At 55.6% G+C, this 25,916-nt stretch carries 24 protein-coding genes and 1 pseudogene; 23 read left to right on the forward strand and 2 right to left on the reverse strand.

Features of this window, described 5'->3' with window-relative positions:
- The first annotated feature begins 82 nt into the window (after positions 1 to 82).
- Genes steA through RGB73_RS12870 form a run of 4 tightly spaced genes read left to right on the forward strand, consistent with a single transcriptional unit; the run spans position 83 to position 3,368 of the window.
- On the forward strand, positions 83 to 1,249 hold the full coding sequence (gene steA / locus RGB73_RS12855; protein WP_310772565.1) for a putative cytokinetic ring protein SteA: 1,167 nt from the start codon (positions 83 to 85) through the stop codon (positions 1,247 to 1,249).
- Positions 1,250 to 1,259: 10 nt separating this feature from the next.
- Entirely contained in the window at positions 1,260 to 1,817 is a 558-nt protein-coding gene (locus RGB73_RS12860; RefSeq protein ID WP_310772567.1) for a copper transporter, read from the forward strand.
- Complete coding sequence (locus RGB73_RS12865; protein WP_310772568.1) at positions 1,804 to 2,496, forward strand: glycosyltransferase family 2 protein; 693 nt, start codon at positions 1,804 to 1,806, stop codon at positions 2,494 to 2,496. The genes RGB73_RS12860 and RGB73_RS12865 overlap by 14 nt, the downstream gene beginning before the upstream one ends.
- Positions 2,478 to 3,368: a UDP-N-acetylmuramyl pentapeptide phosphotransferase gene (locus tag RGB73_RS12870; protein ID WP_310772570.1), complete on the forward strand. Its 891-nt coding sequence runs from the start codon at positions 2,478 to 2,480 to the stop codon at positions 3,366 to 3,368. Before RGB73_RS12865 ends, RGB73_RS12870 begins: the two co-directional genes overlap by 19 nt.
- 27 nt (positions 3,369 to 3,395) lie before the next feature.
- On the opposite strand, the gene RGB73_RS12875 is transcribed toward RGB73_RS12870, so the two are convergent.
- Complete coding sequence (locus RGB73_RS12875) at positions 3,396 to 3,656, reverse strand: DUF2627 domain-containing protein (RefSeq protein ID WP_310772572.1); 261 nt, start codon at positions 3,654 to 3,656, stop codon at positions 3,396 to 3,398.
- Between the two features lie 173 nt (positions 3,657 to 3,829).
- Here RGB73_RS12875 and RGB73_RS12880 point away from each other — a divergent pair, with 173 nt between their 5' ends.
- The 10 genes from RGB73_RS12880 to RGB73_RS12925 all read left to right on the forward strand — a co-directional run bounded on the left by RGB73_RS12880 (position 3,830) and on the right by RGB73_RS12925 (position 17,999).
- The gene (locus RGB73_RS12880; protein ID WP_310772574.1) at positions 3,830 to 5,896 is read left to right on the forward strand and encodes a sigma 54-interacting transcriptional regulator; all 2,067 of its coding nucleotides are present in this window, start codon (positions 3,830 to 3,832) and stop codon (positions 5,894 to 5,896) included.
- Between the two features lie 236 nt (positions 5,897 to 6,132).
- On the forward strand, positions 6,133 to 7,224 hold the full coding sequence (locus tag RGB73_RS12885) for a Glu/Leu/Phe/Val dehydrogenase dimerization domain-containing protein (protein ID WP_310772577.1): 1,092 nt from the start codon (positions 6,133 to 6,135) through the stop codon (positions 7,222 to 7,224).
- A 164-nt stretch (positions 7,225 to 7,388) separates the two neighbouring features.
- On the forward strand, positions 7,389 to 8,810 hold the full coding sequence (gene lpdA, locus RGB73_RS12890) for a dihydrolipoyl dehydrogenase (protein ID WP_310772579.1): 1,422 nt from the start codon (positions 7,389 to 7,391) through the stop codon (positions 8,808 to 8,810).
- Between the two features lie 15 nt (positions 8,811 to 8,825).
- Positions 8,826 to 9,818 carry a thiamine pyrophosphate-dependent dehydrogenase E1 component subunit alpha gene (locus tag RGB73_RS12895; protein ID WP_310772581.1) on the forward strand — a complete coding sequence of 331 codons (993 nt, stop codon included), beginning with the start codon at positions 8,826 to 8,828 and terminating at the stop codon, positions 9,816 to 9,818.
- A 12-nt stretch (positions 9,819 to 9,830) separates the two neighbouring features.
- Positions 9,831 to 10,814: an alpha-ketoacid dehydrogenase subunit beta gene (locus tag RGB73_RS12900; protein WP_310772582.1), complete on the forward strand. Its 984-nt coding sequence runs from the start codon at positions 9,831 to 9,833 to the stop codon at positions 10,812 to 10,814.
- Between the two features lie 18 nt (positions 10,815 to 10,832).
- Complete coding sequence (locus RGB73_RS12905) at positions 10,833 to 12,176, forward strand: dihydrolipoamide acetyltransferase family protein (RefSeq protein ID WP_310772583.1); 1,344 nt, start codon at positions 10,833 to 10,835, stop codon at positions 12,174 to 12,176.
- A gap of 244 nt (positions 12,177 to 12,420) precedes the next feature.
- Positions 12,421 to 14,595, forward strand: a complete 2,175-nt coding sequence (locus tag RGB73_RS12910; protein ID WP_310772585.1) for a copper amine oxidase N-terminal domain-containing protein — start codon at positions 12,421 to 12,423, stop codon at positions 14,593 to 14,595.
- A gap of 441 nt (positions 14,596 to 15,036) precedes the next feature.
- Positions 15,037 to 15,468, forward strand: a complete 432-nt coding sequence (gene mce / locus RGB73_RS12915) for a methylmalonyl-CoA epimerase (protein WP_310772586.1) — start codon at positions 15,037 to 15,039, stop codon at positions 15,466 to 15,468.
- A 58-nt stretch (positions 15,469 to 15,526) separates the two neighbouring features.
- Positions 15,527 to 16,681, forward strand: a complete 1,155-nt coding sequence (locus RGB73_RS12920; protein WP_310774275.1) for a M20/M25/M40 family metallo-hydrolase — start codon at positions 15,527 to 15,529, stop codon at positions 16,679 to 16,681.
- 124 nt (positions 16,682 to 16,805) lie between these two features.
- On the forward strand, positions 16,806 to 17,999 hold the full coding sequence (locus RGB73_RS12925) for a DUF3866 family protein (RefSeq protein WP_310772588.1): 1,194 nt from the start codon (positions 16,806 to 16,808) through the stop codon (positions 17,997 to 17,999).
- 7 nt (positions 18,000 to 18,006) lie between these two features.
- On the opposite strand, the pseudogene RGB73_RS30605 reads toward RGB73_RS12925, so the two are convergent.
- A pseudogene (locus tag RGB73_RS30605) lies at positions 18,007 to 18,054 on the reverse strand (hypothetical protein); the annotation flags it as partial.
- 106 nt (positions 18,055 to 18,160) lie between these two features.
- Between RGB73_RS30605 and RGB73_RS12930 the strand changes: the two are divergent.
- The 9 genes from RGB73_RS12930 (at position 18,161) to RGB73_RS12970 (ending at position 25,907) form a co-directional block, all read left to right on the forward strand.
- Complete coding sequence (locus RGB73_RS12930; RefSeq protein WP_310772589.1) at positions 18,161 to 18,721, forward strand: NUDIX hydrolase; 561 nt, start codon at positions 18,161 to 18,163, stop codon at positions 18,719 to 18,721.
- A 4-nt stretch (positions 18,722 to 18,725) separates the two neighbouring features.
- A complete protein-coding gene (locus tag RGB73_RS12935; protein WP_310774278.1) occupies positions 18,726 to 19,898 on the forward strand; it encodes an endonuclease Q family protein in 1,173 nt (390 codons plus the stop codon).
- A gap of 67 nt (positions 19,899 to 19,965) precedes the next feature.
- On the forward strand, positions 19,966 to 20,592 hold the full coding sequence (gene spoIIM / locus RGB73_RS12940; RefSeq protein WP_310772591.1) for a stage II sporulation protein M: 627 nt from the start codon (positions 19,966 to 19,968) through the stop codon (positions 20,590 to 20,592).
- A 94-nt stretch (positions 20,593 to 20,686) separates the two neighbouring features.
- A complete protein-coding gene (gene fur / locus RGB73_RS12945; protein ID WP_310772592.1) occupies positions 20,687 to 21,151 on the forward strand; it encodes a ferric iron uptake transcriptional regulator in 465 nt (154 codons plus the stop codon).
- A gap of 122 nt (positions 21,152 to 21,273) precedes the next feature.
- Positions 21,274 to 22,404: an alanine dehydrogenase gene (ald, locus tag RGB73_RS12950; protein WP_310772593.1), complete on the forward strand. Its 1,131-nt coding sequence runs from the start codon at positions 21,274 to 21,276 to the stop codon at positions 22,402 to 22,404.
- 61 nt (positions 22,405 to 22,465) lie between these two features.
- The gene (locus tag RGB73_RS12955; protein ID WP_310772595.1) at positions 22,466 to 22,705 is read left to right on the forward strand and encodes a DUF4227 family protein; all 240 of its coding nucleotides are present in this window, start codon (positions 22,466 to 22,468) and stop codon (positions 22,703 to 22,705) included.
- 105 nt (positions 22,706 to 22,810) lie between these two features.
- Positions 22,811 to 23,698 carry a site-specific tyrosine recombinase XerD gene (xerD, locus tag RGB73_RS12960; protein ID WP_310772596.1) on the forward strand — a complete coding sequence of 296 codons (888 nt, stop codon included), beginning with the start codon at positions 22,811 to 22,813 and terminating at the stop codon, positions 23,696 to 23,698.
- A gap of 170 nt (positions 23,699 to 23,868) precedes the next feature.
- A complete protein-coding gene (gene deoB / locus RGB73_RS12965) occupies positions 23,869 to 25,041 on the forward strand; it encodes a phosphopentomutase (protein WP_310772597.1) in 1,173 nt (390 codons plus the stop codon).
- 56 nt (positions 25,042 to 25,097) lie between these two features.
- Positions 25,098 to 25,907 (forward strand): purine-nucleoside phosphorylase, encoded by an 810-nt coding sequence (locus tag RGB73_RS12970; RefSeq protein WP_310772598.1) that lies wholly within the window; start codon positions 25,098 to 25,100, stop codon positions 25,905 to 25,907.
- The last annotated feature ends 9 nt before the right edge of the window (positions 25,908 to 25,916 follow it).

A 25,916-nucleotide genomic window follows, 5' to 3' on the forward strand; every position in this document is an offset into this window, starting at 1 on the left:
GCATGCTGCGCAGCCTCTTTTTCGTATTCCTGGCGCATGAGCCAAGGAAATTTTTAGCATACTAAGGGCGGAGGTGGAACAGGTGGCCAGTCGAAAAAAAATCGGCGCGTTTACGTACACCGCAAAAATCATGGCGGACCGCAAAACCAAACAATTGTGCAACCGGCTTCGCTCCCATCACATCGCCTTGATCGATCACGCGGATGTAGACGAGATAGCCGCCTGTGCCTTGCTGGATACGGGCGTACGGGCTGTGGTCAACCTGTCACCTTACATGACCGGCCAATACCCTGCTGAGGGAGCACGTAGACTGCTTGATGAAGGGGTTCATCTTTTTGAGCTCGCTGCCGATCTAGTCGAGTCCGGACTCATCGATCGGCTAGATGGCGTGTTTGCGACAATTGAGGACAATCAGCTGAAGGTCTGTACTGCGGAAGGGGAACGGCTTGTCATGCCGCTATTGGCCGTGACGAAGGAGAAAATCGAAGCGAAGTGGAGGGACGCGACTGATTCGCTGGATGTGACGCTCTCCCGCTTTATTGACAATACGCTATCGTATGCTGGCATGGAAAAAGACCTGTTTTTGAAACCGCTGTGCCCGCTCGCGTTGAAAACAAGGATCGACGACCGCCATGTTGTGGTGGTCGTGAGGGGCAAGCATTACCGGGAAGATTTGCAGACCTTGCACGCATACATACGGGAATACCGTCCCGTGCTCATCGGAGTAGACGGCGGAGCGGATGCGCTGATGCAGGCCGGCTACCTCCCGGATTTGATCGTCGGGGATATGGACAGCGTCTCCGACAAGGCTTTGATGAGCGGAGCGGAAATTGTCCTTCACGCTTTTTCCGACGGACGCGCTCCCGGACGAAGCCGGCTTGATCGTCTCGGACTGCCGTATCATTTGCTGCCGGCTCCCGGAACCAGCGAAGATGTGGCGATGCTGCTTGCATTCGAAAAGAGGGCGCAATTGATTGTGACGATCGGCACGCACACCACCATGATCGACTTTTTGGAAAAGGGAAGAAAAGGGATGGCAAGCACGCTCTTGGTCCGGACGAAAATCGGCACGAAGCTGATCGACGCAAAAGGAGTCAATCAGCTCTACCAGCCTCGCTGGTCGTGGAAGCTCTGGGGCTGGTGCCTGGCCGCCATGCTGATGCCGATCGCGGCTGCCCTCGTGATCAATCCCGTAGCCCGGCATGCTGCCCAAATGCTGTGGAGGGAGTGGCGCATTTGGGCGTTTTAGGAGGAGCATCATGATTCCATTTCGTTATCACCTGCTGTCGTTAGCGGCCGTCTTTTTTGCTTTGGGGGTCGGCATCCTTCTCGGAGGAACCGCCGGGCATTCCTGGTTTGCTTGGGGGGAACGGGAAGTCTTGGCGAAAATGGAGGCCAAATACGATCGAGCGGTCAAGAGCAACAATGAGCTCAGACAGCAGATGAATCGCCTCCTCCTCGAGGTGGAACGGAGCGAGGAAGAGGTCACCCATCTGATGGCGATGCGCTACTCTCCCGACCTTTCCGGAAACAAAGTTTTTGTTTGGCACGAGCCGGGCATGAGGCTGACATCCGTCACGCGGCTCCTCGAGTCGACAGGGGTCGACGTCCAATCCTATCGGGAAGGGGAGGCGCTGGGGAATGGACTGCTTTTGGTCTTTGCTCACGAAGAGCCGCAGTGGCTGGGAGGGATGCAGCAGCCATCGAGAGTGCTGAAGTTCGCCCAAGTACCGGATTCGCCTGCAAAGCAGTGGGCTCTCTTGGAGAACGTGCAAAAAAAGCTGAGCGAAATGAGGGTGGAACGTGAAAAAAGTTAGCGTGGTGATCCCGGCCTACAACGAAGTGGATGCGATCGGCGCCACGCTGCGCGCCATACGCGAGCGTTTTTTTTGTGATGAGCTGATCGTCGTTGACGACGGGAGCCGAGACGGAACCGGAAAAGTTGCGAAGAAATGGGCCGATGTCGTCATCTCGCACCCTGCGAATCGAGGAAAGGGAACAGCCTTGCAAACAGGCTGGCAGCAGGCACGCGGGGACATCGTGATGTTCCTGGACGGCGATCTGAGGGAGAGCGCAGGCGAGGCTGCCCATCTGCTTTCGCCGGTGCTGCACGAAGAGTGCGATATGGCAGTGGCGGTGCTGCCTCCTCCCCAAGCCAAAGCAGGGATGGGATTGGCGAAAGGACTCGCCCGTCACGGAATCCGCATGCTGACCGGTTTTGAAAGCCGTGCGCCCTTGTCCGGGCAGAGAGCGGTTCGCCGCGATATTTTGCAGAACGTGAGGAAGCTTGACAAAGGATTTGGCATCGAGGTCGGTCTGACGGTCGACGCTTTGCGGGCAGGGTACCGGGTGATGGAGGTGCCGGTGCTCTTTTCCCACCGCGAGACTGGCAATGACTGGTCCGGATACTGTCATCGCGGGAAGGAGTTTCTGGCCATCAGCCGGACGCTTTTTCACAAGTGGCGGGAGGGGTACGCATGGAAGTGCAATGGCTGATCCCGGCCGCCGTCGGAATCGCGGTGCCGGTGATTCTGCACCGTCCGCTGTGCAGCTATGCCCGACACAGCCTGCAAAAACGGGGGATGCTGCGAGCCAATTACCAAGGGCGGCAGGTACTGACGGCTGGCGGCGTCATCGTCGCCGGTTCTATCCTGGCGGCACTGCTCCCGATGCTGTGGATCCAGGGGATTGTCCAGTCGGCCCCGCTTCGCTGGCGGGAAGGGGCACTCTTGGGAGCGGGGGTGGCTGCGGCGGCTCTGTGGGGATGGCAGGACGATTGTGCGGCGGACGGGCGGTCGAAAGGGTTTCGCGGCCATTTTACGGCCTTGCTTCGCGAGCGAAGAATCACCAGCGGGATGTGGAAGGTGTGGGGCGGCGGAAGTACCGGAGCTGCCGTAGCGTTGGCCCTTTCGCCTGAGACCTTCTGGAGCTGGATGGTTGCCGCTTCGCTGCTCGCTCTTTCTCCCAACGTTCTGAACTTGTTTGACCTGCGTCCGGTTCGGGCGGTAAAGATCTTCGGACTGCTGCTCGTGACCGGGGGGGTGGTCTCTTTCTGGGCAGGCGGCGTAACGAGCCTGTTTGCGCATGGGGTGTGGCAGCTCCCGGTCGTCGCATCGGTCTGTCTGTGGTTCCGCCATGACGCCAGAGAGAGCTTCATGCTGGGAGACACAGGAGCCAACGCGCTGGGATATTGCTGCGGCTACTTTTGGGTGACAGCGACTCCGCTTGCGGCTCAGGCAGCGATGCTTCTTTTGTTCGTAGCGATCACGATTGCAGCCGAATTCGTGTCTCTCTCAGGGTGGATCGAGCGGTCCGCATGGCTCGCGTGGATCGATCGGTGGGGCAGGTCGGCCGAGCCGAACGAATAAAAAACCAGGCAGCGACTGCTGCCTGGTCTACTCGTCTTCGTCCGGTTCCGGTACCATGAAGCGCGGCTGCACCCGATTCTTTTTCCGGTCGTGATGCAAGATGAATCCGGCGATAAACAGAACGGGGATGACAAAGCACAGGATGCCCAAGATGAGCTTGGCCCACAAAAAGCCGGTCGTGGAAGAAATGGAGTAAAAGAACGCATCCCGGATCAGCTTGATTCCGAACATCGCGATCGCGGCCGGAATCACCATGATCAGAAGCGCGATCACTTTTTGAACGATCAAGGGTGTTTCACACCTTTCTGTCTCATCACATTCATCATAGCGAATGCCATCTGGCTTGTCCATAAGCGATCTGCACACGAGCGAGCGCACGCTAGGCAACTGTTCCTGTCCATCCCGAAACCATTGGAGTACAATGGTAACGAGTAACACCTGCAAAAAGTGAGGGGGCACACATGCACAAGCTGCTCATCGTTGGCGCCGGACGCGGTGGAACCGCCCTCCTGCGCGTGCTGAAACAGATGGAACGGATCGAGATCGTCGCGGTAGTCGACCACCGGCCAGACGCCCCCGGCCTGGAGCTGGCGCGTTCGTTCGGCATCAAGACGGACGTCGATTACCGCCCGTACCTGGAAGCCGATCTGGACGTCATCCTGGAGACGACAGGGGACCAGGAGGAGTATAAGCATCTGCGCCAGCTCAAAACAGACAAGACCGTGCTCATACCCGGCACCTTCGCCCGCATCGTGATGAAGCTGATTCGCGAGCGGGACAAGCTGATTGCCGTCATGATGCAAAACGAGCGGGAGCGGGAGACGATGCTCGACTCGACGCACGATGCCATCATCGGGGTCAACCGGCAAGGCGTCATCACGCTGTTCAACAAGGCGGCTGAACGCCTCATGGGCATAGAAGCGAGCGAAGTGTTGAACACCAAAGTGTCGGAACGTATACCCAACACCCGGTTACATATCGTATTAGAGACGGGCTCTCCGGAGCTCAACCAAGAGCAGGTTTTGCCCAATCAGACCCGCATCATCACGAATCGCGTGCCCGTGAGAAACGAGCGCGGGGAAGTCGTGGGGGCGGTGGCCATTTTCCGGGATATCACCGAAATTATGGCCCTAGCAGAGGAAGTGACCGACCTCAAGGAGCTGCAAAGCATGCTGCAGGCGATCATCCATTCTTCCGATGAGGCGATTTCGGTGGTGGACAAGAACGGAAACGGTCTATTGATCAATCCGGCATACACGCGCCTCACCGGACTGACACCCGACGACATCCTCGGAAAGCCCGCCACGGTGGACATTTCCGAGGGGGAGAGCATGCACATGCAGGTGCTGAAGACGAAAAAGCCTGTACGCGGCGTGCCCATGAAGCTGGGACCAAAGCGCAAGGATGTCGTGGTGAACGTAGCGCCGGTCATGGTGGATGGCGAGCTGAAAGGGAGCGTCGGCGTCATTCACGACGTGTCCGAATTCAAGCGGCTGACCGAAGAGCTGGAAAAAGCGCACCGCATTATTCGTACGCTGGAGGCGAAATATAGCTTTGCAGACATTATCGGGTACAGCGAGCCGATGCGAGCGGCCATCGAACAGGCCAAGAAAGCCGCGCTGACCCCGGCTACGGTGCTCTTGAGAGGCGAATCAGGCACGGGGAAGGAGCTCTTCGCCCATGCCATTCACAACGCGAGTGAACGCAAGTACAAACAGTTCATTCGCGTCAATTGCGCCGCGATTTCCGAAAGCCTCTTAGAGAGCGAACTGTTCGGCTACGAAGAAGGGGCATTTACAGGCGCACGCAGGGGCGGCAAACGCGGCCTTTTTGAGGAAGCGAGCGGCGGCACCATTTTTTTGGACGAGATCGGCGAATTGTCGATGAGCATGCAGGTGATGCTGCTGCGCGTGCTGCAGGAACGGGAAGTCGTCCGCGTCGGCGGCACCAAGCCGATTCCCATCGATGTGCGCATCATTACGGCGACGCATGTCAATCTGGAAACGGCGATCAGTGCAGGCAAGTTTCGGGAGGACCTGTACTATCGGCTGCACGTGGTGCCGATTCACATTCCTCCGCTGAGGCAGCGTCTGGAGGATATCAAGCCGCTGGCGATGCACCTGGTGCGCAAGAACAACCTGGAATACGGCCGCAATGTCGAGGAGATCGATGACGAAACTCTTCAGCTGCTGCTCTCGTACCATTGGCCGGGAAACGTGCGCGAACTGGAAAACGTGTTGGGGCGAGCCATGATCCACATGCGGATCAACGAGCGCATCATCTTGCCGGAGCACCTGCCCCCTTTGGAGCGCAGGCTGACGTCCGCCAGTTCCGAAATCCGCTCAACCGCGAGTGCCACGGGCAAGACCTTGAAGGAAGCGGTGGAGGAAGCAGAACGCGAGCACATCCTGCGTGAGCTGGCAGCGGCAGGCGGCAACCGGACCTTGGCTGCCAAACGGCTGGATATTTCCATCCGCAGCCTGTACTACAAGCTGGAAAAGCTGGGGATCAGCGAAGAGGAAGCGTGAGTGGACGAGAGTGCAATAATTTGCATGCAATTTTTTGCGCTGTTGTGCAATGAATTGCACACCCGACAGTCCGGCAAACAATCCAATATCCAGGTGAATAAAGCGCTTTCAAAATCAGAAAGGTATTGGCATGACTTTTGCATATACTTCTAGACGGGGAATTTATCCAATGGGTCCCATGTACGACGGCACCAAGCAACAGGCGTACAACGAATGATACTAGGGAGGTCTCTTCATTGAACATCTTTGACTACATGCAAAAGTACGATTACGAACAACTGGTATTTTGTCAGGACGCTAATTCCGGATTGAAAGCGATCATTTGCATTCACGATACGACATTGGGTCCGGCACTCGGCGGTACGCGGATGTGGCCGTATAAAACAGAAGAAGAAGCGATCATCGACGTCCTGCGTCTGGGACGCGGCATGACCTACAAAAACGCGGCTGCCGGCTTGAACATCGGCGGCGGGAAAGCCGTCATCATCGGCGATCCGCGCAAACATAAAACGGAAGAGCTGTTCCGAGCGTTCGGCCGTTACATCCAGGGCTTGAATGGCCGTTACATCACAGCGGAAGACGTAGGAACAACCGTTGCCGACATGGATATGATCCACCTCGAAACCGACTACGTGACGGGCGTATCCCCGGCGTTTGGCTCGAGCGGCAATCCATCCCCTGTCACTGCTTATGGCGTTTATCGCGGGATGAAAGCAGCAGCCAAGATCGCATACGGCAGCGACGATTTGTCCGGCCGTGTCGTAGCTGTTCAAGGAGTAGGGAATGTAGCATACAACCTCTGCCGCCATCTGCATGAAGAAGGGGCGCACTTGATCGTCACGGACATCAACGAGGAGAACGTAAACCGTGCCGTGAACGATTTCGGAGCGAAAGCGGTCGGCGTCAATGAAATTTTCGGCGTCGAGTGCGACATTTTCTCTCCGTGCGCGCTGGGTGCGATCATCAACGATGACACGATTCCGCTGCTGAAAGCGAAAGTCATCGCCGGAGCTGCGAACAATCAGCTGAAAGAAGATAGACATGGCGATCAGATCCATAGCATGGGCATCGTCTACGCACCGGATTACGTCATCAATGCCGGTGGCGTCATCAACGTAGCCGACGAGCTGCAGGGCTACAATCGCGAGCGCGCACTGAAAAAGGTGGAGACGGTGTACGACAACATCCTGCGCGTATTCGAAATTGCAGAACGCGATGGAATGGCTTCTTACCAAGCGGCGGATCGCATGGCGGAAGAACGGATTGCCAGCGTCGCCAAATCGCGTAATACTTTTCTGCAAAACGGCAAGACTGTTTACCATCGCTAAATAACGGCAAAGTTTGCCTTCCCCTGGCCGCTGGGTAGCTTCGAGCGGCCAAGGGGGTACATACATTTCGTTCTTTGAATATTCGTATTCGCTTAAATACGTAGGAGAGCCAAACCGGTAGAGAGTGACCTGAAACGGCTTTTTCACGAAAGGAGAGATTGAAGATGTCTCAAGAGTTTGACCTGGTCGTTTTGGGCGGCGGAACCGGGGGCTACGTGGCAGCCATACGCGCTTCGCAGCTCGGGATGAAGGTGGCGATCGTCGAAAAGGAAAAGCTCGGCGGCACCTGCCTGCATCGCGGCTGCATTCCATCCAAAGCGCTGTTGCGCAGCGCCGAGGTCTTCGCCACTTTGAAGGAAGCAGACAAGTTCGGAGTCACTGCGGGCGATGTCGGCTACGATTTTGCCAAGATCCAGGGCCGCAAGCAAGGGATTATCGACCAGCTGTACAAAGGAATCCAGTATTTGATGAAAAAAGGAAGCATTACAGTCTTCGAAGGATTCGGCCGCGTCATGGGTCCATCGATCTTTTCCCCGCAAGCGGGGGCCGTCCGCATCGAAAAGGAAAACGGGGAACAGGAGATGATCGTTCCGCGGTTTCTTCTGCTTGCGACAGGATCGCGTCCGCGCACGCTCCCGGGCCTTGCCATTGATGGCTCCTATGTGGTCACCAGCGATGAGGCCCTGCAATGGGAGGAGCTGCCGAAATCGGTCGTCATCGTAGGCGGCGGCGTGATCGGCATCGAATGGGCGTCCATGCTGAACGACTTCGGTGTGGAGGTCACGGTAGTCGAGTATGCGGATCGCATTCTCCCGCTGGAAGACGAGGAAGTGAGCAAGGAAATGGCTCGCCTCCTGAAGAAGCGGAAGGTCAATATCGTCACGTCGGCAAAGGTTTTGCCCGAGTCGCTGGAGAAAGGCGAGGGGCGCATCATGATCCAGGCGGAGACAGCGGACGGCGTGCATTCGTTCGAAGCCCAGAAGCTGCTTGTTTCGGTCGGTCGTCAGGCCAATGTCGAGAACATCGGTCTGGAAGCGACGGAGATCAAAGTAGAGCGTGGGGCCGTTGTCGTGAACGAGTTTTATCAGACAGCCGAGCCGCACATTTACGCGATCGGCGATATGATCGGCGGCCTGCAGCTTGCCCATGTGGCATCCCACGAAGGGATTTTGGCTGTAGAGCACATGGCTGGTCAGCATCCTCATCCGATGGACTACACGAAAGTTCCCAAATGCACGTACAGCCGTCCCGAAGTGGCCAATGTCGGCCTGACGGAAAAAGAAGCACGGGAGCAGGGGTATGACGTAAAAGTCGGGAAATTCAGCTTCAAGCCGTTGGGAAAAGCGCTTGTGCACGGCGAGAACGATGGCTTCGTCAAAGTCGTGGCGGATGCCAAGACCAATGATCTGCTCGGCGTTCACATGATAGGGCCGCACGTGACGGACATGATTTCCGAAGCGGGCCTGGCCCGCGTACTGGACGCTACCCCGTGGGAGATCGGGATGGCGATCCATCCGCATCCGACTCTCTCGGAAGCGTTGATGGAAGCAGCGCTGGCGGTCGACGGCAAAGCGATTCACAATTAGCGAGGGGGCAATGGGATGACAACCAAGCGGCACGAACAAGTTGGTTTGACGGACGCGCAAGTCCTTGACATGTACTATTACATGCTGTTGGCGCGGAAGATCGACGAGCGTCAATGGCTGTTGAACCGGGCGGGCAAAGTTCCGTTCGTAATTTCTTGCCAAGGCCAGGAAGCTGCCCAGGTCGGTGCGGCTTTCGCTTTGGAGACGGGGAAAGACTACCTGTGCCCCTACTACCGCGACCTCGGACTGGTGCTCGTGTTTGGACAGACAGCCCGCGACTGCATGCTGTCGGCGTTCGCGAAAGCGGAGGATCCGAACAGTGGCGGACGCCAAATGCCGGGTCACTTTGGCGGCAAAAAATACAACATTTTGACCGGGTCCAGTCCAGTGACGACCCAGGTGCCGCACGCAGTCGGCATGGCGTTGGCCGGAAGAATGCAGCAAAAGGATTTCGTCGTGTACACCTCGTTCGGCGAAGGGTCCAGCAACCAGGGGGATTTCCACGAAGGGGCCAACTTTGCAGGGGTACACAAGCTCCCGGTCATCTTTTTCTGTGAGAACAACAAATACGCGATCTCGGTGCCGCTGAAAAAGCAGCTGGCATGCGAGAGCGTGGCTGACCGTGCGATCGGATACGGCTTCCCCGGCGTAAGCGTGGACGGGAATGACCCGATCGAGGTATACCGTGTCATGAAAGAAGCGGTAGAACGTGCCCGCAGAGGCGACGGACCTACCTTGATCGAAGCGGTCATGTACCGTCTCGTTCCGCACTCCAGTGACGACGATGATCGGGTATACCGGACCCGCGAGGAAGTCGAGGAAGCGAAGAAAAAAGATCCGCTGATCGTATTCGCCGCGTACTTGCGGGAAGTCGGCCTGCTGGATGAAAACACCGAGCAAGATATGCTGGCCCGCGTGCAGCTGGAAGTGGACGAGGCGACGGAGTACGCAGAAAATGCGCCGTATCCGGCGCCGGAATCGACACTGACACACGTATACGGGAAATAAGGGGGGAGCCTGATGGCAGTCATCTCGTTTATTGATGCGATCACGATGGCGATGCGCGAAGAAATGCGTCGCGATTCGAATGTATTTGTCCTCGGAGAAGACGTCGGTGTGCGCGGCGGTGTATTCCGGGCCACCGTAGGTTTGATCGAAGAGTTCGGAGAGGAACGGGTCATCGACACGCCGCTGGCTGAATCGGCCATCGTCGGGGTCGGGATTGGCGCTGCTGCTTACGGCATGCGTCCGATCGCCGAGATCCAGTTCGCCGACTTTATCATGCCGGCAGTCAACCAGATCGTCAGTGAGGCGGCGAAAATGCGCTACCGCTCCAACAACGACTGGAATTGCCCGATTACGATCCGGGCGCCGTTTGGCGGCGGAGTGCACGGCGCGCTTTACCACTCGCAATCGGTGGAGGCCATGTTTACCAACATTCCTGGCTTGAAGGTCGTGGCTCCTTCTACGCCGTACGATGCGAAAGGCCTGCTCAAGGCGGCGATCCGTGATGACGATCCGGTCCTGTTTTTTGAACACAAGCGCTGCTATCGCCTGATCAAAGGCGAAGTGCCTGAGCACGATTACGTGCTGCCGATCGGCAAGGCGGACGTCAAGCGGGAAGGGACAGACATTACCGTCATTTCGTACGGATTGGCCCTGCATTTTTGTCTCCAGGCGGCCGAAAAGCTGGCGCAGGAAGGGATCAGTGCCCATGTCCTCGATTTGCGGACACTTTATCCGCTGGACAAAGAGGCGATCGCGGAGGCTGCTTCCAAGACAGGCAAAGTCTTGATCGTACACGAAGACAACAAGGAAGGCGGCGTCGGAGGCGAAGTGGCGGCAATTATCGCCGAGCAGTGCCTGTTTGAGCTGGATGCCCCGATCAAACGACTGTGTGGTCCTGATGTTCCGGCTATGCCGTACAGCCCGCCGATGGAAAAATACTTTATGCTGAACCCGGATAAAGTGCTGGAAGCAATGCGGGAGTTGGCTCACTTTTAAGGCGAGGAGGACCTAGTCATGGCAACAAAAGTGCTAATGCCCCAGCTCGGAGAGAGCGTAACCGAGGGCACGATCAGCAAATGGCTGGTCAAAGTAGGGGATACGGTCAAAAAGTACGATCCGCTGGCGGAAGTGACCACGGACAAAGTCAACGCCGAAGTGCCTTCGACCGTATCGGGAACAGTGACTGAAATCGTCGTGCCGGAGGGTGAAACCGTCGCGATCGGCACGCTGATTCTCTATATCGAAGAGAGCGGTGCGGCTGGCGAAACCGTCGCGGCCGCCCCTGCCCAGACGCCGCCGGCAACTGAGGCGGTAGCGGCAGCAGCTACCCAGCAGGCCGCACCACAGGCAGGTGCGCCCGTCTCGAGGGCTGTGGAGCCACATGCAACGAAGCAGCGGTATTCACCTGCAGTCATGGCGCTCTCCCAAGAGCACGGGATCGATCTGTCCCGCGTGACGGGAACAGGCGCAGGCGGACGGGTGACGCGGAAGGACGTACAGGCGATTATCGACGCAGGAGGGCAAAAGCCTCAGCAAGAACAATCAGAGATCAGCCGAGCAGGGCAAGAGGCTACCGCAGCACCTGCTCCGCAAGTTCCCGCCAGCAGCGCGCCATCCGCGCCAGCAGCACCGGCAGCGAATGTGGACATTCCGGTTGCGAGCGGCGACGAGATTATAGCGGTGACACCGATTCGCCGGACGATCGCCAGCCGGATGGTGCAAAGCAAGCACGATGCCCCGCACGCCTGGACGATGGTAGAGGTAGACGTCACCAACCTCGTCAACTTCCGCAATCAGGCCAAGGCGGAATTCGCCAGGAAAGAAGGGCTCAACCTCACTTTCTTGCCGTTCTTCATCAAGGCCGTCGTTGAAGCGTTGAAAGAGTACCCGATGATCAATTCGACCTGGGCGGGTGACAAAATCATCGTCAAGAAAAACATCAACATCTCGATCGCTGTGGCGACGGAGGATGCTCTCTACGTACCGGTGATCAAGGACGCCGATCAAAAATCCATTCTCGGCATTGCCAAGGCTGTAGACGATCTGGCCACGCGCACCCGCGCTGGCAAGCTTACGATGGACGACATGACCGGTGGGACCTTTACGGTCAACAATACGGGTTCGTTCGGCTCGATCCAGTCCCAGCCGATTATCAATTCACCGCAAGCGGCGATTCTCAGTGTGGAATCGATCGTGAAGCGTCCTGTGGTGATCAACGACATGATCGCCATTCGCTCCATGGTGAATCTGTGCATGTCGCTTGACCATCGCGTGCTCGACGGGCTCATCTGCGGGCGCTTCCTGCAGAGCGTCAAGCAAAAGGTGGAGAGCATCGGACCAGACACCAAGCTTTATTAACCCCTGGAACCAGGCGAGAACAGCTGCCTGGTTCTTTTGTGTCGGCTGGACAAGTCCGTAAAAAATTTGAATGACGGCCCGCCTTCCGTGTAACTTTTTGGCGAATGCCTTCGTCTTAGCAAATGTAAGCAAGGAGTCTATCATTTTCCGTAGAATACATTTCCTCTGTTATTCATTTATGGTAAACTGATAGCGATTTGCTAGAGAAACTTTCCTGATTTTAGGCAAATATGGGAGGAAAACTATGGAGAAGAGCAAGAAAGCACTGCCGATCGTGCTGGCATCCGCACTGGCGGCAACCCCGTTGGTCGTAGCGCCAAACCAGGCGAGCGCGTTGACAGATGTGAGCGTCACCGCCGACGACAACACGGCAGGGGAAAATAGCGAGTACGAGATTGAATTTACCCCGGAAGAGGATCTTGATACCGGAGATATCATTTATATCAAATTCGACTCTGACTACGACGTCGACAAAGACATCAGCGAAGACGATATCGATGCGGATTTTGACATCAAGAGTGTAAAAGTTAACGGTAAGGTAATCGAGATCAAAATCGACGATGAAATTAGTGCAGACGATGACGTTTCGCTTACCATCTCGGACGGCATTACAAACCCGGATGATGATGGCACCTATAAAGTAGGCGTACAGACAACAAATGAAAAAGGCTACGAGTACGACGACGTAAAAATCAAGGAAGACGGCGGTTCGAAGAATAGCAGCAGCTCCGGCAAGTTCGCCGTTGATGTCAGCAGCAAGGCCGGTGGCGACAAGGTGTCCATCGAGCTTGGCGACTTCGACCTCAAGGGCAGCAGCGAGCTGGAGACAGGTGAGACCATCACCGTCATCTTCCCGGATGAAGACATGCTGCCTAGCAGCATTGACGAGGCCGATGTGAAGGTAAACGGCAAAACCGCCAAGTCGGTTGACGTAGACGGCGACGAAGTGTCCATCGACGTGCCGAGCGGTGCCGACGGCGATGATTACATCAATCTCGAGTTCCTGAAATCCGCAGGCATCACCAACCCGGATAAGGCTGACAAATACACGTTCAAGGTAAAATACGACGGCACTACATATACGTCGAAAGAGTTTGAAGTGACGAAATCCGGCTCCAGCTCCACCACGGAATCCGGGAACTACACGGTAAACCTATCGGATCCGGCTGCAGGCGCACGTTCCAGCTACATTTTCGAGACGGACTTCGGCAGCAAGGAACTGAAGGCTGATTCCGAGCTGGTCATCGAGTTCCCGTCTGCCGACATGGTTCCGGCGATTCTGTCGCCATCTGATTTCTCGATCAACGGGAAGACGGCGAAAAAAGTTGTGGCTTCGGGCAACAAGGTGTATATTACGACCCCTAGCAACTTCTCTTCGGACAGCGACGTGAAGGTGACAGTTTCCTACACGGCATGGATCACGAATCCGAAGACGCCAGGCTCCTATACCTTGAAAACGACCGTCGCAGGCAAAACCATCGAGTCCAAATCGTTCTCGATCGGCGGCTCTTCTGTGAATCCGACGACGCCAACCACACCGACGGCTCCGACGACTCCTACGACCACCACGCCGGTCAACAACAGCACGGCTACCATTACCCTGACCTCCAATGCGCTCGCCAAGCCGACTGGCGTCAATGTGGCGATCAAAGGGTTGGGTGTAGGACTTGCGAAACAGCGAGACTTCATCGAGCTGGTATTCCCGGCTGGCTACAAAGTGCCTGCTTACATCGCGCCTGCGAACATCACAGTCAATGGCGTAGCAGCAAACTACGTAGCGGTCCGCGGCCAAAACATCCTGGTGTATCCTGCGCAAGACATTCCAGCCGCTACGGCAGCGACTGTCTCCATCAATGCAGCGGCGAACATCGTGAATCCGGCCGTGAAAAACGCGTACAGCATTAGCGTGTACACATCGGAAGAGAAAGGGCTGCAATTTGCCCGCGCTGTGGGTGTGGGAATGCCGTCGCCTGCCCAACCGGTAGTGACGACGCCAACTACTCCGACCACGACGACACCGACGACGCAGCAGCCGGCAGTGAATGTACCGGCCAACTCTGCGCTGTTCAAAGTCAACGTGAAGTCGTTTACCCTGCACGGCAAAACGTACCCGCTGCAAGTAGCGCCTTATCTGGCAAACGGCAACACCACGATGGTTCCAGCGCAATTCTTCAAGGAAGCATTGGCGCTGACGACCCAATGGAACAACCAGTCCGTCGCGATCATCAGCGGGACGAAGGTGTTGAAATTCACCGTGGGATCCAGCAAAGCACGTGTTGGCAGCCAAGAAATCACATTGCCAGCTCCTGTTGTCCTGAAAGACGGCATGCCGATGATTCCGGTCCGCTTTGTAACGGATAACCTCGGATACAAAGTAGGCTGGGATGCCAAGACATCCAGCGTGTACGTATACAAGTAAGATCGAGATCGCGTCACATTTCGACGCGGCTTCGCGCAAAGAAAATCCCCCACGCCTCGAGCGTATGGGGGATTTTCTTCTTTTGTCGTTATTGGAAATAGAAGAAGGTCGGAACAACCAGAGAGAGGATAAGAATGCCAATCAAGATTTTGGCGACCAAGGATTGTTTCATTGAGGCGATCCTCCTTTCTGTGCGGGAAAATGCGGTCCTCTATGGAAAAGGCAAGGTTTGCCTGTAGGAAGGTGTGGTAAAATGGAAGGGAACGCCTGCTGTCCCAACTGGAAACAACTACATTTGATTGTACCGAATCGGACGAGGTGTGGCAACCGTTACTGTCCAAGACGCTTGCGGCGTCGCATCTGTGCGAGCGGCATACTTTCGCTGCGGTGTGGGACATAGGAGCCGGTTTTATCGAATTCGATGAGTAAAGGATGAGTGCCGTGAAAGCGCCGAATAAGATTGCCCACATCGGAATTGCTGTAAGACAGCTGGATGCGGTTTTGCCGTTTTACACGGAGCAGCTGGGATTGACCCTGCTCGGCATGGAGGAAGTAGCGAGTGAGCAGGTCAAAGTGGCGTTCCTGGAAATTGGCGAGAGCCGGATCGAACTTTTGGAACCCCTTTCTCCTCAGAGCCCGATTGCGACTTTCATCGAAAAGCGGGGAGAGGGCATCCATCATATTGCGTTGGATGTAGACGATGTAGAGGAACGGTTGGCCAACCTGAAAGAGAACGGTGTGCCGTTGATCAACGACAAGCCGAAGGACGGGGCTCACCACGCCCGAATCGGATTCTTGCACCCGAAAGCGGCGAACGGAGTCTTGTACGAGTTGTGCCAATATCCGAAAGAGGGAGAATCCGGCCACGAGTAAGTTTGCGACGTTTACATGGTAGAAATATTTTTTTTGCGGTATACTTGAACTTGTGAATATGTACCAAAATCGGGCAATAATTCGGGAGGTTACTCGCGTGATTAATCAGGAACGTTTGTTGAACGAGTTTTTGGAGCTCGTGCAAATTGACAGCGAAACGAAAAACGAAGCACAGATTAACAAAGTGCTGAAAGACAAGCTGACGGAAATGGGTTTCACCGTGGAGGAAGACGATGCTGCTGCGAAGACGGGCCATGGCGGCAACAACCTGATTGCAACGCTGGAAGGAACTGCAAAAGGACCGACGATCCTGTTCAGCAGCCACATGGATACGGTAGTGCCTGGCAATGGCATCAAGCCGCAAGTGCGCGACGGTTACGTGTACTCCGACGGTACCACGATTTTGGGCGCGGACGACAAAGCGGGAATCGCAGCCATCTTTGAAGGAATTCGGACGATGAAGGAGCAAAACCTCCCCCATCCTACCATTCAGGTCGTTTTGACGGTCGGGGAAGAATCCGGCCTGGTCGGCTCTCGCGCCATGGATTCCAGCCTGCTGAAGGCGGAGATGGGCTTTATCCTCGATTCGGAAGGTCCGGTCGGAAAAATCACCGTAGCAGGTGCTGGGCAATATCGGATCGTGACGAAAATCCATGGAAAAGCGGCACATGCCGGCGTCAACCCGGAAGACGGCGTCAGTGCGATCACAGTAGCCAGCAAGGCCATCTCCCGTATGCCGCTGGGACGCATCGACAGCGACACCACCGCCAACATCGGACGCTTCGAGGGCGGCAAAGCATACAATATCGTGACTGATTACGTAGAGGTATGGTCGGAAGCACGCAGTCTGGTCATGGACAAGCTGGAAGCGCAAGTGAAGAAAATGACTACTGCATTCGAAGAGGCCGCTGCGGAAATGGGCGCGACTGTCGAGAACCAGGTCATTTTCATGTACCATGGTTACAAGTTCAACGAACAAACACCGGTCGTACAGAAAGCCATCAACGCAGTGAAGCGCGTGGGCCGCAATCCGGAGCTGGTCGCGAGCGGCGGCGGCAGCGACGGAAACGTCTTCAATGGTTACAACATCCCGAGCGTGAACTTCGCGATCGGCTACGAAGAGATTCATACGAAAAACGAACGCATGCCGATTGAGGAGCTCAACAAGGCTGCGGAGCTGGTGCTTGCGGTGATCGCCGAGGCGCAGGAATAGAGAGATGGCCGTCAACCGGAATCCTGAAGGGTTCCGGTTTTTCATTTTCCTGATTAAGCCAAGCCTTGCATGTCATACATTGGAAAGTAAAGGAGAGCGAAAATGCGCAAAAGGAGGATGGTCCATGCTTCGCCTCGCAACGGGGACGGTAGTGTGCGTGCTTCAGACGCGGCCAGGCATGCAGCTTTTGGAGCTTGCGATGATGGAGGGGGATAAGCGGGAAAAAGCCGTGTCATTCACATGTGAAGAGTATGTCCCCGGTGATGCGTTACTCGTCAATACGACGGCAATGCGGATGCAACTCGGGACGGGCGGCTACCACTTCGTCGTGGGAAGAGCTGAGCCGGCTCCTGAGCTTGACCTCTATCCCGGGGCGTGGGGTCATGTGATGAAGCTGCGCTACTCTCCTTGGCAGATGGCGGTTGACTCCGTGGAGGAGCAAGCCAGTCCGTATCACGATCTGTTTTTGCGGGAAGATTTGTCGTTGGAGGGAACACCGGTCCTGATCGGGGAGCTGCACAGCCTGCTGCCGGCGGCTGTCATAGCCTTGAAACAGCAAGAACCGCAGGCAAAGATCGTCTATGTAATGCCGGATGGGTCCTCCTTGCCGATCGCTTTGAGCGGAAATGTGCATCAGTTGAAGCAGGCAGGCCTGCTGGACGCGACGATCACGGCCGGACACGCCTGGGGTGGTGATTTTGAAGCCGTCACTATCCATAGCGGCCTGTTGGCGGCCCGTCATGTCGCCGGGGCAGATGTGATCGTTTGCATGCTCGGACCGGGCGTGGCAGGGACAGGTACACCGTTTGCTTTTTCCGGCATACAGCTGGCGGAAGTGATCCATGCAGTCTCGGCGCTTGGGGGCTTTCCTATGCTCGTCCCGCGGATCAGCTTTGCAGATCCGCGCCAGCGTCATTACGGGATCAGCCACCACACGACGGCGATCCTCAGCAGGTATGCGCTGCGGCCGGCGGTTGTCTGCGTTCCGGTATTTGAAGATGACCGCGATCCTGTCCTTCAGAAGCAGATCTCAAGTCTGGAAGCGCGGGGGACGCATGTCTATGTCAAGGGAACGGCTCCTCACGTGGAACGAATCGCCGAGATGGAGAATCATTATGGCTTGACTTTTACGACGATGGGCAGGACCTGGCAAGAGGATCCGGTCCCGTTTCAGACTGCCGTCCTTGCCGCCGATTGGCTCGGGGACCGGCGTATGGATTTGGCCGAGGCGTTCAGCGCCGACCCGCATTGCTTCTCTTCTCCAGATAGGCTTGCAGCGTTACGTCTTTTTTGTGCCAGGAACGGAGGGCAGCCCTGATCTCCCAAGCTTTTCCCACCATGCGCAATTCCTTTTCGCTCACATAGGTTTTCATCCTTGATCTCCTCCGCTACAATAATGTGGACAAGCTTCATGTTCCCAACATATGGTGGCGCGTTGGCATTTAGAACGAGGAGAAAATAGAATAGGGAGGATCACACATGAACAACAAATACGAGCATCTTTACGAAAAAACCATTTCCAGCCAATCGATTTACGAAGGACGGATCATCAAAGTAAAGGTCGACGATGTGCTGCTCCCGAATGGGCATACGGCGAAGCGGGAAATCGTGAACCACCAGGGGGCCGTGGCAGTCATGCCGCTTACCGACGATGGAAAACTGATCGCCGTGCGCCAGTTCCGCAAGCCTTTGGAGCGGACTATCGTGGAAATTCCGGCAGGCAAGCTGGAACTGGGAGAAGAACCGCTCGCTTGCGCCGTCCGCGAGCTGGAGGAAGAAACGGGCTATACGGCCCAAAACATGGAGCTATTGAGCTCGTTTTATACATCGCCGGGCTTCGCGGATGAACTGCTTCACGTGTACGTGGCGACTGGCCTTGCCAAAGGAGAGAGCAGACCGGATGAAGACGAATTCGTGGATGTGCTGGAGCTGACGCTCGACGAAGCGAAGGAGCTGCATAAAAACGGAGAGATCCGCGACGCCAAGACGGTGGTCGCGCTGTTCGCCTGGGAAAACAGGGTGCTGAGATCCCGTGAATAATATCATGCTGGCCGACTTCTTTTGCGACATGCACATCCACATCGGCGGTACACGGAGCGGAAAACCGGTGAAAATAACTGCCTCCCGCCAAATGACGCTGACCAGCATTTTGGAGGAAGCGTCCGAAAGAAAAGGGATGGACGTCGTGGGCATTATCGATGCGCATTCCCCCGAAGTGCAGGAGGAATTGCTCGATTTGCTCTCCTGCGGGTCCGCGTCAGAGCACGAAGACGGCGGCATCATCTACAAGGATACGGTGCTCATCCTCGGCTGCGAGGTGGAAATCAAGGAAGAAGGCAGGGGAGAAGCCCATTTTCTGGTCTACCTGCCGCGTGTGAGAGACATGCAATCCTTTACCGGACGGCTCGCAGCGCGCTGCAAAAACGTGCATCTCAGCTCCCAGCGGATCCATGCAAGCTTACAGGAGCTGCAGACGTATGTGGAAGAACACGGAGGCGTGATCGTCCCTGCGCATATTTTCACACCGCACAAGGGCCTGTACGGCAACTGCGCCGATTCGCTGGCGGATGTGCTGGACCCGTCGCTCATCTACGCGGTAGAGCTAGGCCTCAGTGCCAATACCCGGATGGCCGATTGCCTGTCGGAGCTGCATGACAAGACATTCCTCACCAATTCGGACGCCCATTCCCTCGGAAAAATCGGCCGTGAGTACCAAGCGATTCGCATGGCGGAGCGGACGTATGCGGAGTGGGTAAAAGCGATTCGGAGGGAAGAGGGCCGAGGGGTGGCGGTCAATTACGGCTTGAAGCCCGCGTTGGGCAAATACCATCTGACAGCATGCCAGAATTGCCAGTCCCAGCTCCCCGCGGATGCCGAAGGGAGATGCCCGGAGTGCGGGTACAAACGGGTCGTCCGCGGAGTCGCAGCGCGCATCGAACAGCTGTCGGATTGTCCTCCGGATCGGCATCCCGCTCATCGCCCTCCTTACATAGAGCAGGTTCCTCTCGAGTTCATCCCCGGCGTAGGACCCAAGCTGATGCAAAAGCTGTACGAGGCATTCGGCACGCAGATGGACGTCCTGCACCGAGCCAGCAGGGACGACCTCGCGCGGGTCACGGGTGAAAAAATCGCGGCGCTGATTGAAAAAGCCCGCCTCGGCACGCTTTCCGTACAGGCCGGCGGGGCAGGGACATACGGGCGGATCGTCCGGGAGTGAGCAGGCATAGCGTCATACTCGTCCGCATAAGCTGTACAGTAATCAGGGAAGCGGGAGGCGACGCATCGTGCGTTCACGAGTCGGACAAACTATCCAAACGTATGCGAAAGACCATCAGTCGCTCTATTGGTTCACGATTGTCCTGTTTACCATGGGCGTCATTTTCGGGGCCGTGCTGGTCAATTCCTTGCCCCTTTCGCAGAAGCAGGAACTATACGGCTTTCTTCAATATTTCTTCAACAGCTTATCCCAGCAAGGCATCCCGGAGACGACCACCCATTTTCAAGATGCCTTCGGCTATTACGCGAAGACAGTGGGTATCATGTGGGTTTTGGGGCTGTCCATCATCGGCTTGCCCATGATCCTGCTCATTCTCTTCCTGAAAGGGGTGGTCGTCGGGTTTACCGTCGGCTTCCTTGTGAATCAGCTGCAATGGCACGGGGTGACGTTTGCGCTTTTGGGCGTTTTGCCGCAAAATTTGCTGGTCATTCCCGCCTTGTTCATCGTAGGCGTGAGCGGAATTTCGTTTTCGCTGCGACTGATCAAGACCAGGCTGATCAGCAAGCGCGATGTCATCATGCCTCACTTTGTCGGTTACACCGTTCTGGTGGTCTGCATGCTTGCTGTCTTGACGCTCGCCGCGCTGTTCGAGACGTTCGTATCGCCCAGGCTGATGCAGCTGGTGCTTAATTAAGAATAATTCTCATGTAAGAACTTCTGCATTTGACTTATTCAAGGACCCTCTACTATAATAGGAACAGGTTTCATGCGAGCGGGGAGGGGCATTAATGTTGGAAGAAAAATTAGAGAAAATCAAGCAGCAACTGCAGTCACAAAACTACAAGTTGACACCACAGCGTGAAGCCACTGTTCGCGTCCTGTTGGAAAATGAAGAAGACCATTTGAGCGCGGAAGATGTGTATCTCTTGGTTAAAGATAAAGCGCCGGAGATCGGGCTGGCGACTGTATACCGGACACTGGAGCTGCTCAGCGAGCTGAAGATTCTTCACAAAATGAACTTCGGCGATGGCGTAGCCAGATACGATCTGCGCGATGACAATGCAGCATACCATCATCATCATCTGATCTGTCTGAACTGTGGAACTGTCGATGAGATATTCGAAGACCTGCTCGTTACAGCAGAGGAAAAAGTCAAGAATGTTTACAACTTTTACATTACCGACCATCGCTTGACCTTTTACGGAATTTGCAGCCGCTGCATCGATAAAGTCAACGTGGAAGACTTTAAATAAAGAAAGCTTCTCTGGGAACGGAGAAGTTTTTTTCTTTTTCCCGCACGTTTTTCCTTTGTAATGGTCATCGGTTCCGCGTGGCATCATATACAAGGAATAACAGACAGGAGGCGAAACGGCTGATGATCATCGGCGTGCCGAAGGAATTGAAAAACAATGAAAATCGGGTCGGCCTGACACCTGCCGGGGTAAGCGCGTATAAACAGGCCGGCCATCGCGTGCTGGTCGAAACCCGGGCAGGAGCGGGCTCCGGATTCGGAGACGAGGACTACCTGGCTGCAGGGGCCGAAATTTTTGAAAAGGCGAGCGATATTTGGCTGCACGCCGATATGATTTGCAAGGTAAAAGAACCGCTGCCGGACGAATACCCGCTTTTTCGGGAAAATCAGATCCTGTTTACGTATTTGCACCTCGCCCCTGAAAAAGAGCTGACCCGGCAGCTCATGGAGAAAAAAGTAGTGGCGATTGCTTATGAGACGATCCAGACCGATGATCGGGCACTTCCGCTGCTGATGCCGATGAGCGAGGTGGCAGGGCGTATGTCCGTGCAAATCGGGGCGCAATTTTTGGAGAAGCCGCACGGAGGAAAGGGCATCCTGCTTGGCGGCGTGCCAGGCGTGCCGCCCGGAAAGGTCGTGATCGTCGGCGGAGGAATCGTCGGTACGAATGCGGCGAAGATGGCAATCGGGATGGGCGCTGATGTGACGATCCTCGATATCAACGCAAACAGGCTTCGCGAGCTGGACGATATGTTCCAGGGGCGCTTGCGGACACTGATGTCCAACCACTACAATCTGGCGGAAGCGGTTCGCCAGGCTGATTTGCTGATCGGAGCCGTTTTGATTCCGGGAGCACGGGCACCGCGCCTCGTGACTGAAGAAATGGTCAAATCCATGTCGCCTGGATCTGTCATTGTGGATGTGGCCATCGACCAGGGCGGATCCATCGAGACTGTCGACCGGATTTCCACCCACAGCGATCCGACCTACGTCAGGCACGGCGTCGTCCACTATTCCGTAGCCAACATGCCCGGGGCCGTTCCGCGCACCTCTACTATCGCCTTGTCCAACGTGACGCTTCCCTACGGTTTGCTCTTGGCAAACAAGGGCTATCGAACCGCGATCACGCAAAACCGTGCGCTTGCCCGGGGGGTGAACGTCATCAACGGACACATTGTCTATGAAGCGGTCGCCCGTTCGCTGCAGCTGCCGTATACGCCGCTGGATGACGTTCTGCAAGATTTGCCGATGTAGCGTCGAATGGGGGAGCGGACAAGTGCATATAATGGAGGGGAACAAGTAGGAGGGGATCGATATGCGGATTCCGTACCGCCGGTTGATGGAAGTCCTGCGCTTTCTGCTTCTGTTTGTGACGTGCACGCTGCTCTCCTATGGGATTATTGCGCTTCTGTCCGCCAAATTGCTTCCGGAAAGTCCCTATGAACAGCCCCATGGCAACGCGGTGAAGGTCATCAAGCTTTTGAATTCACCGCAGTCTCAAGATCTGGAAAGCTATTGGAGTCGTCTGCAGTTGTTTTACGTCACCGGAGAGTAAGGGCCCTCCGAAAGTAGGCGGAAAGAAGTTTTTCAAAAAAGCAGGAGTTTCTTTCTCTGCGTGGAAAGAAATACAGGATACTTATCACCTGAAGGGGACAGCTTCATGGACAGTCTGATTGATCAATTCATCCATTTCCTGGCTGTGGAGAAGGGGCTTTCGCAGAATACCCTGGAGTCCTACCAGCGGGATATGGTCGCCTATACCACGTACTTGCAGGAACAGGGAATAACGCGTATCGAGGATTCGACACGAACTCAGATTATCGGTTACCTGCTCGTCCTGAGAGAAAAGGGCAGAGCGACAGCTACACTTTCCCGAAACATGGCATCGATCCGGGCATTTTACCAGTTTCTCGTTCGGGACAAATACATAGACAAAGACCCCTCCATCCATCTGGAGACCCCGAAGATTGAGAAGCGGCTGCCCAAGGTGCTATCGATTGAGGAAGTGGAGCGTTTGCTGGAAAGTCCGCCGGTTCATCATCCTGCAGGACTGCGTGACAAGGCGATGCTGGAGCTGTTGTACGCGACGGGGATTCGCGTCTCCGAGCTGGTCAATCTGGATGCAGCCGACGTAAATCTGGACATGGGTTTTGTCAAATGTATGGGAAAAGGCTCCAAGGAGCGGATCATTCCTTTGGGCTCGGTCGCCGTACAAATGGTGCGGCAATATTTGGTGGCCGGCCGGCCGAAGCTGGTCAAGGGAACGGGCGATACAGCCCTGTTTCTGAATCATCTGGGCAAGCAGATTACGCGGCAAGGATTTTGGAAGATCATCAAGAGGTACGCACTGAAAGCCAACATTCGCACCGAAATCACCCCGCACACGCTCCGCCATTCCTTTGCGACCCATTTGCTGGAAAATGGTGCGGATCTGCGTTCCGTTCAGGAAATGCTGGGTCATGCAGACATTTCCACGACACAGATTTACACGCATGTCACACGGACCCGGATCAAAGATATTTATGCCAAGACTCACCCGAGGGCGTAGCCGAATCGGCGGATGCCTCGGGAGCTGCGGCGCCAATCAAAAAGAGAGAGCCCTTTACGGGTGCAGAAGACTCCGTCGCACTGCGAGGCGGAGCAACCTTTTTCTCATCAGGTCAGACGTCTGACGACTTGATGAAAATCTAATCATTTGCGGAACTGGAGGCGTTTGTATTGCGTTTTTCTCGAGTATTTTTGATCGTGATGGATAGCGTGGGAATTGGAGAATTGCCTGATGCTCCGAGATTTCACGATGAAGGCGCCCACACATTGGGACACATTGCCGAGAGGGTGGAAGGATTTCGTTTGCCGAATCTGGAAGCGCTTGGCCTGGGGAACATCGCCCCACTCAAAAACGTGCCTGCCGTCCCTGCCCCTAGTGCCCACTACGGAAAGATGCAGGAAATTTCCATGGGCAAGGATACGACTACGGGCCATTGGGAAATCATGGGGCTTCATGTGTCTACGCCGTTTAATACGTACCCGGACGGTTTTCCGGAGAGGCTGATTCACGAATTCGAAGAGCGGATCGGTCGGAAAGTGCTAGGGAACAAGGTCGCTTCCGGCACGGAAATTTTGGATGAGCTGGGCGAAGAGCATATGAAGACGGGAAACGTCATCGTCTATACTTCAGCGGACAGCGTGTTCCAAGTGGCCGCTCACGAGGAAGTCATCCCGCTGGAAGAGCTGTACCGCATTTGCCAGATCGCGCGCGAGCTGACACTTCGGGACGAATATGCCGTGACCCGCGTTATCGCCCGCCCGTTCGTAGGCGAACCAGGCCATTTTACCCGGACGGCAAATCGTCATGATTATTCGGTGAAGCCGTTCGCGCCGACCGTCATGAATCGCTTGCAGGAGGCTGGTCTCGCTTCGATTGCGATCGGGAAGATCAGCGACATTTACGCAGAGGAAGGGGTCACGAAGTCCATCCGCACCAAGGACAACATGGACGGAGTCAACCAGCTCTTGGCTACGATGCAAGAGCCGTTTACCGGTTTGAGCTTTGTCAATCTGGTCGATTTCGATGCGAAGTTCGGCCATCGCCGGGATCCGCAAGGTTACGGAGAAGCCCTGATGGAATTTGATGCGCGCATTCCCGAGCTGCTGGCTGCCCTGCAGGATGGCGACCTGCTCGTGATTACCGCCGACCACGGAAACGATCCTGTGCACCACGGCACGGACCACACCCGCGAGTACGTACCGCTTTTGGCGTACCACAAAGGAATGACCGGAGGCAGCAATCTCGGAGTTCGGGAGACGTTTGCGGATTTGGGGGCTACCATTGCAGACAACTTCGGCGTGCAAGCTCCCGTGATTGGGAAAAGCTTCCTGAGCCGTTTATAAAGATTAGGATTTATAAACATTTATATAGAAGAAACAGATGAAGAGGAGTGTTCCAGATGGCAAATTTCCATGAAGCAGTCGCCTTTATTCAACCAAAATTGGCAGAAACTCCAACGATCGGTCTTGTACTCGGATCCGGGCTGGGAGTGCTTGCGGATGAAATCGAAAATCCGGTCGTGATTCCTTACCATGAAATTCCGGGCTTTACCGTATCGACGGTGGTCGGTCACAAAGGGCAGCTGGTCATCGGAAAACTTCAAGGCAAACAAGTGGTCGCAATGCAAGGCCGCTTTCATTTTTACGAAGGACATGGACTGGACGCGGTCGTGTTCCCGATTCGCGTGATGAAGCTGCTTGGTGTGGAAACGATCATCGTGACCAACGCGGCAGGCGGCATCAACGAAAGCTACCGTCCCGGCAATCTGATGTTGATCTCCGACCATATCAACATGACGTTCCGCAATCCGCTGATCGGAGCGAATGATGAAGCGATGGGAGCTCGCTTCCCCGACATGTCCGAAGCGTATTCCAGGGAGCTGCGTCAAGTGGCGAAGGCGGTGGCGAGCGAACAAGGCATCGAGCTGCAGGAAGGTGTTTACGTCGGCCTGCTTGGTCCGAGCTACGAGACTCCTGCGGAAATTCGCATGCTTCGCATTCTGGGAGGGGACGCAGTCGGCATGTCGACGGTACCGGAAGTGATCGTCGCCCGCCATATGGGTGTGAAAGTGCTGGGGATTTCCTGCATCAGCAACATGGCCGCAGGTATTTTGGAGCAGCCTTTGTCCCATGATGAAGTCATGGAGACGACAGAAAAGGTGAAAACGCAATTCTTGGCATTGGTGAACGGCATCGTTGCCAAGCTGTAAGAGGCAACC

The sequence above is a fragment of the Brevibacillus brevis genome (assembly GCF_031583145.1).
Lineage (GTDB): Bacteria > Bacillota > Bacilli > Brevibacillales > Brevibacillaceae > Brevibacillus > Brevibacillus brevis_E.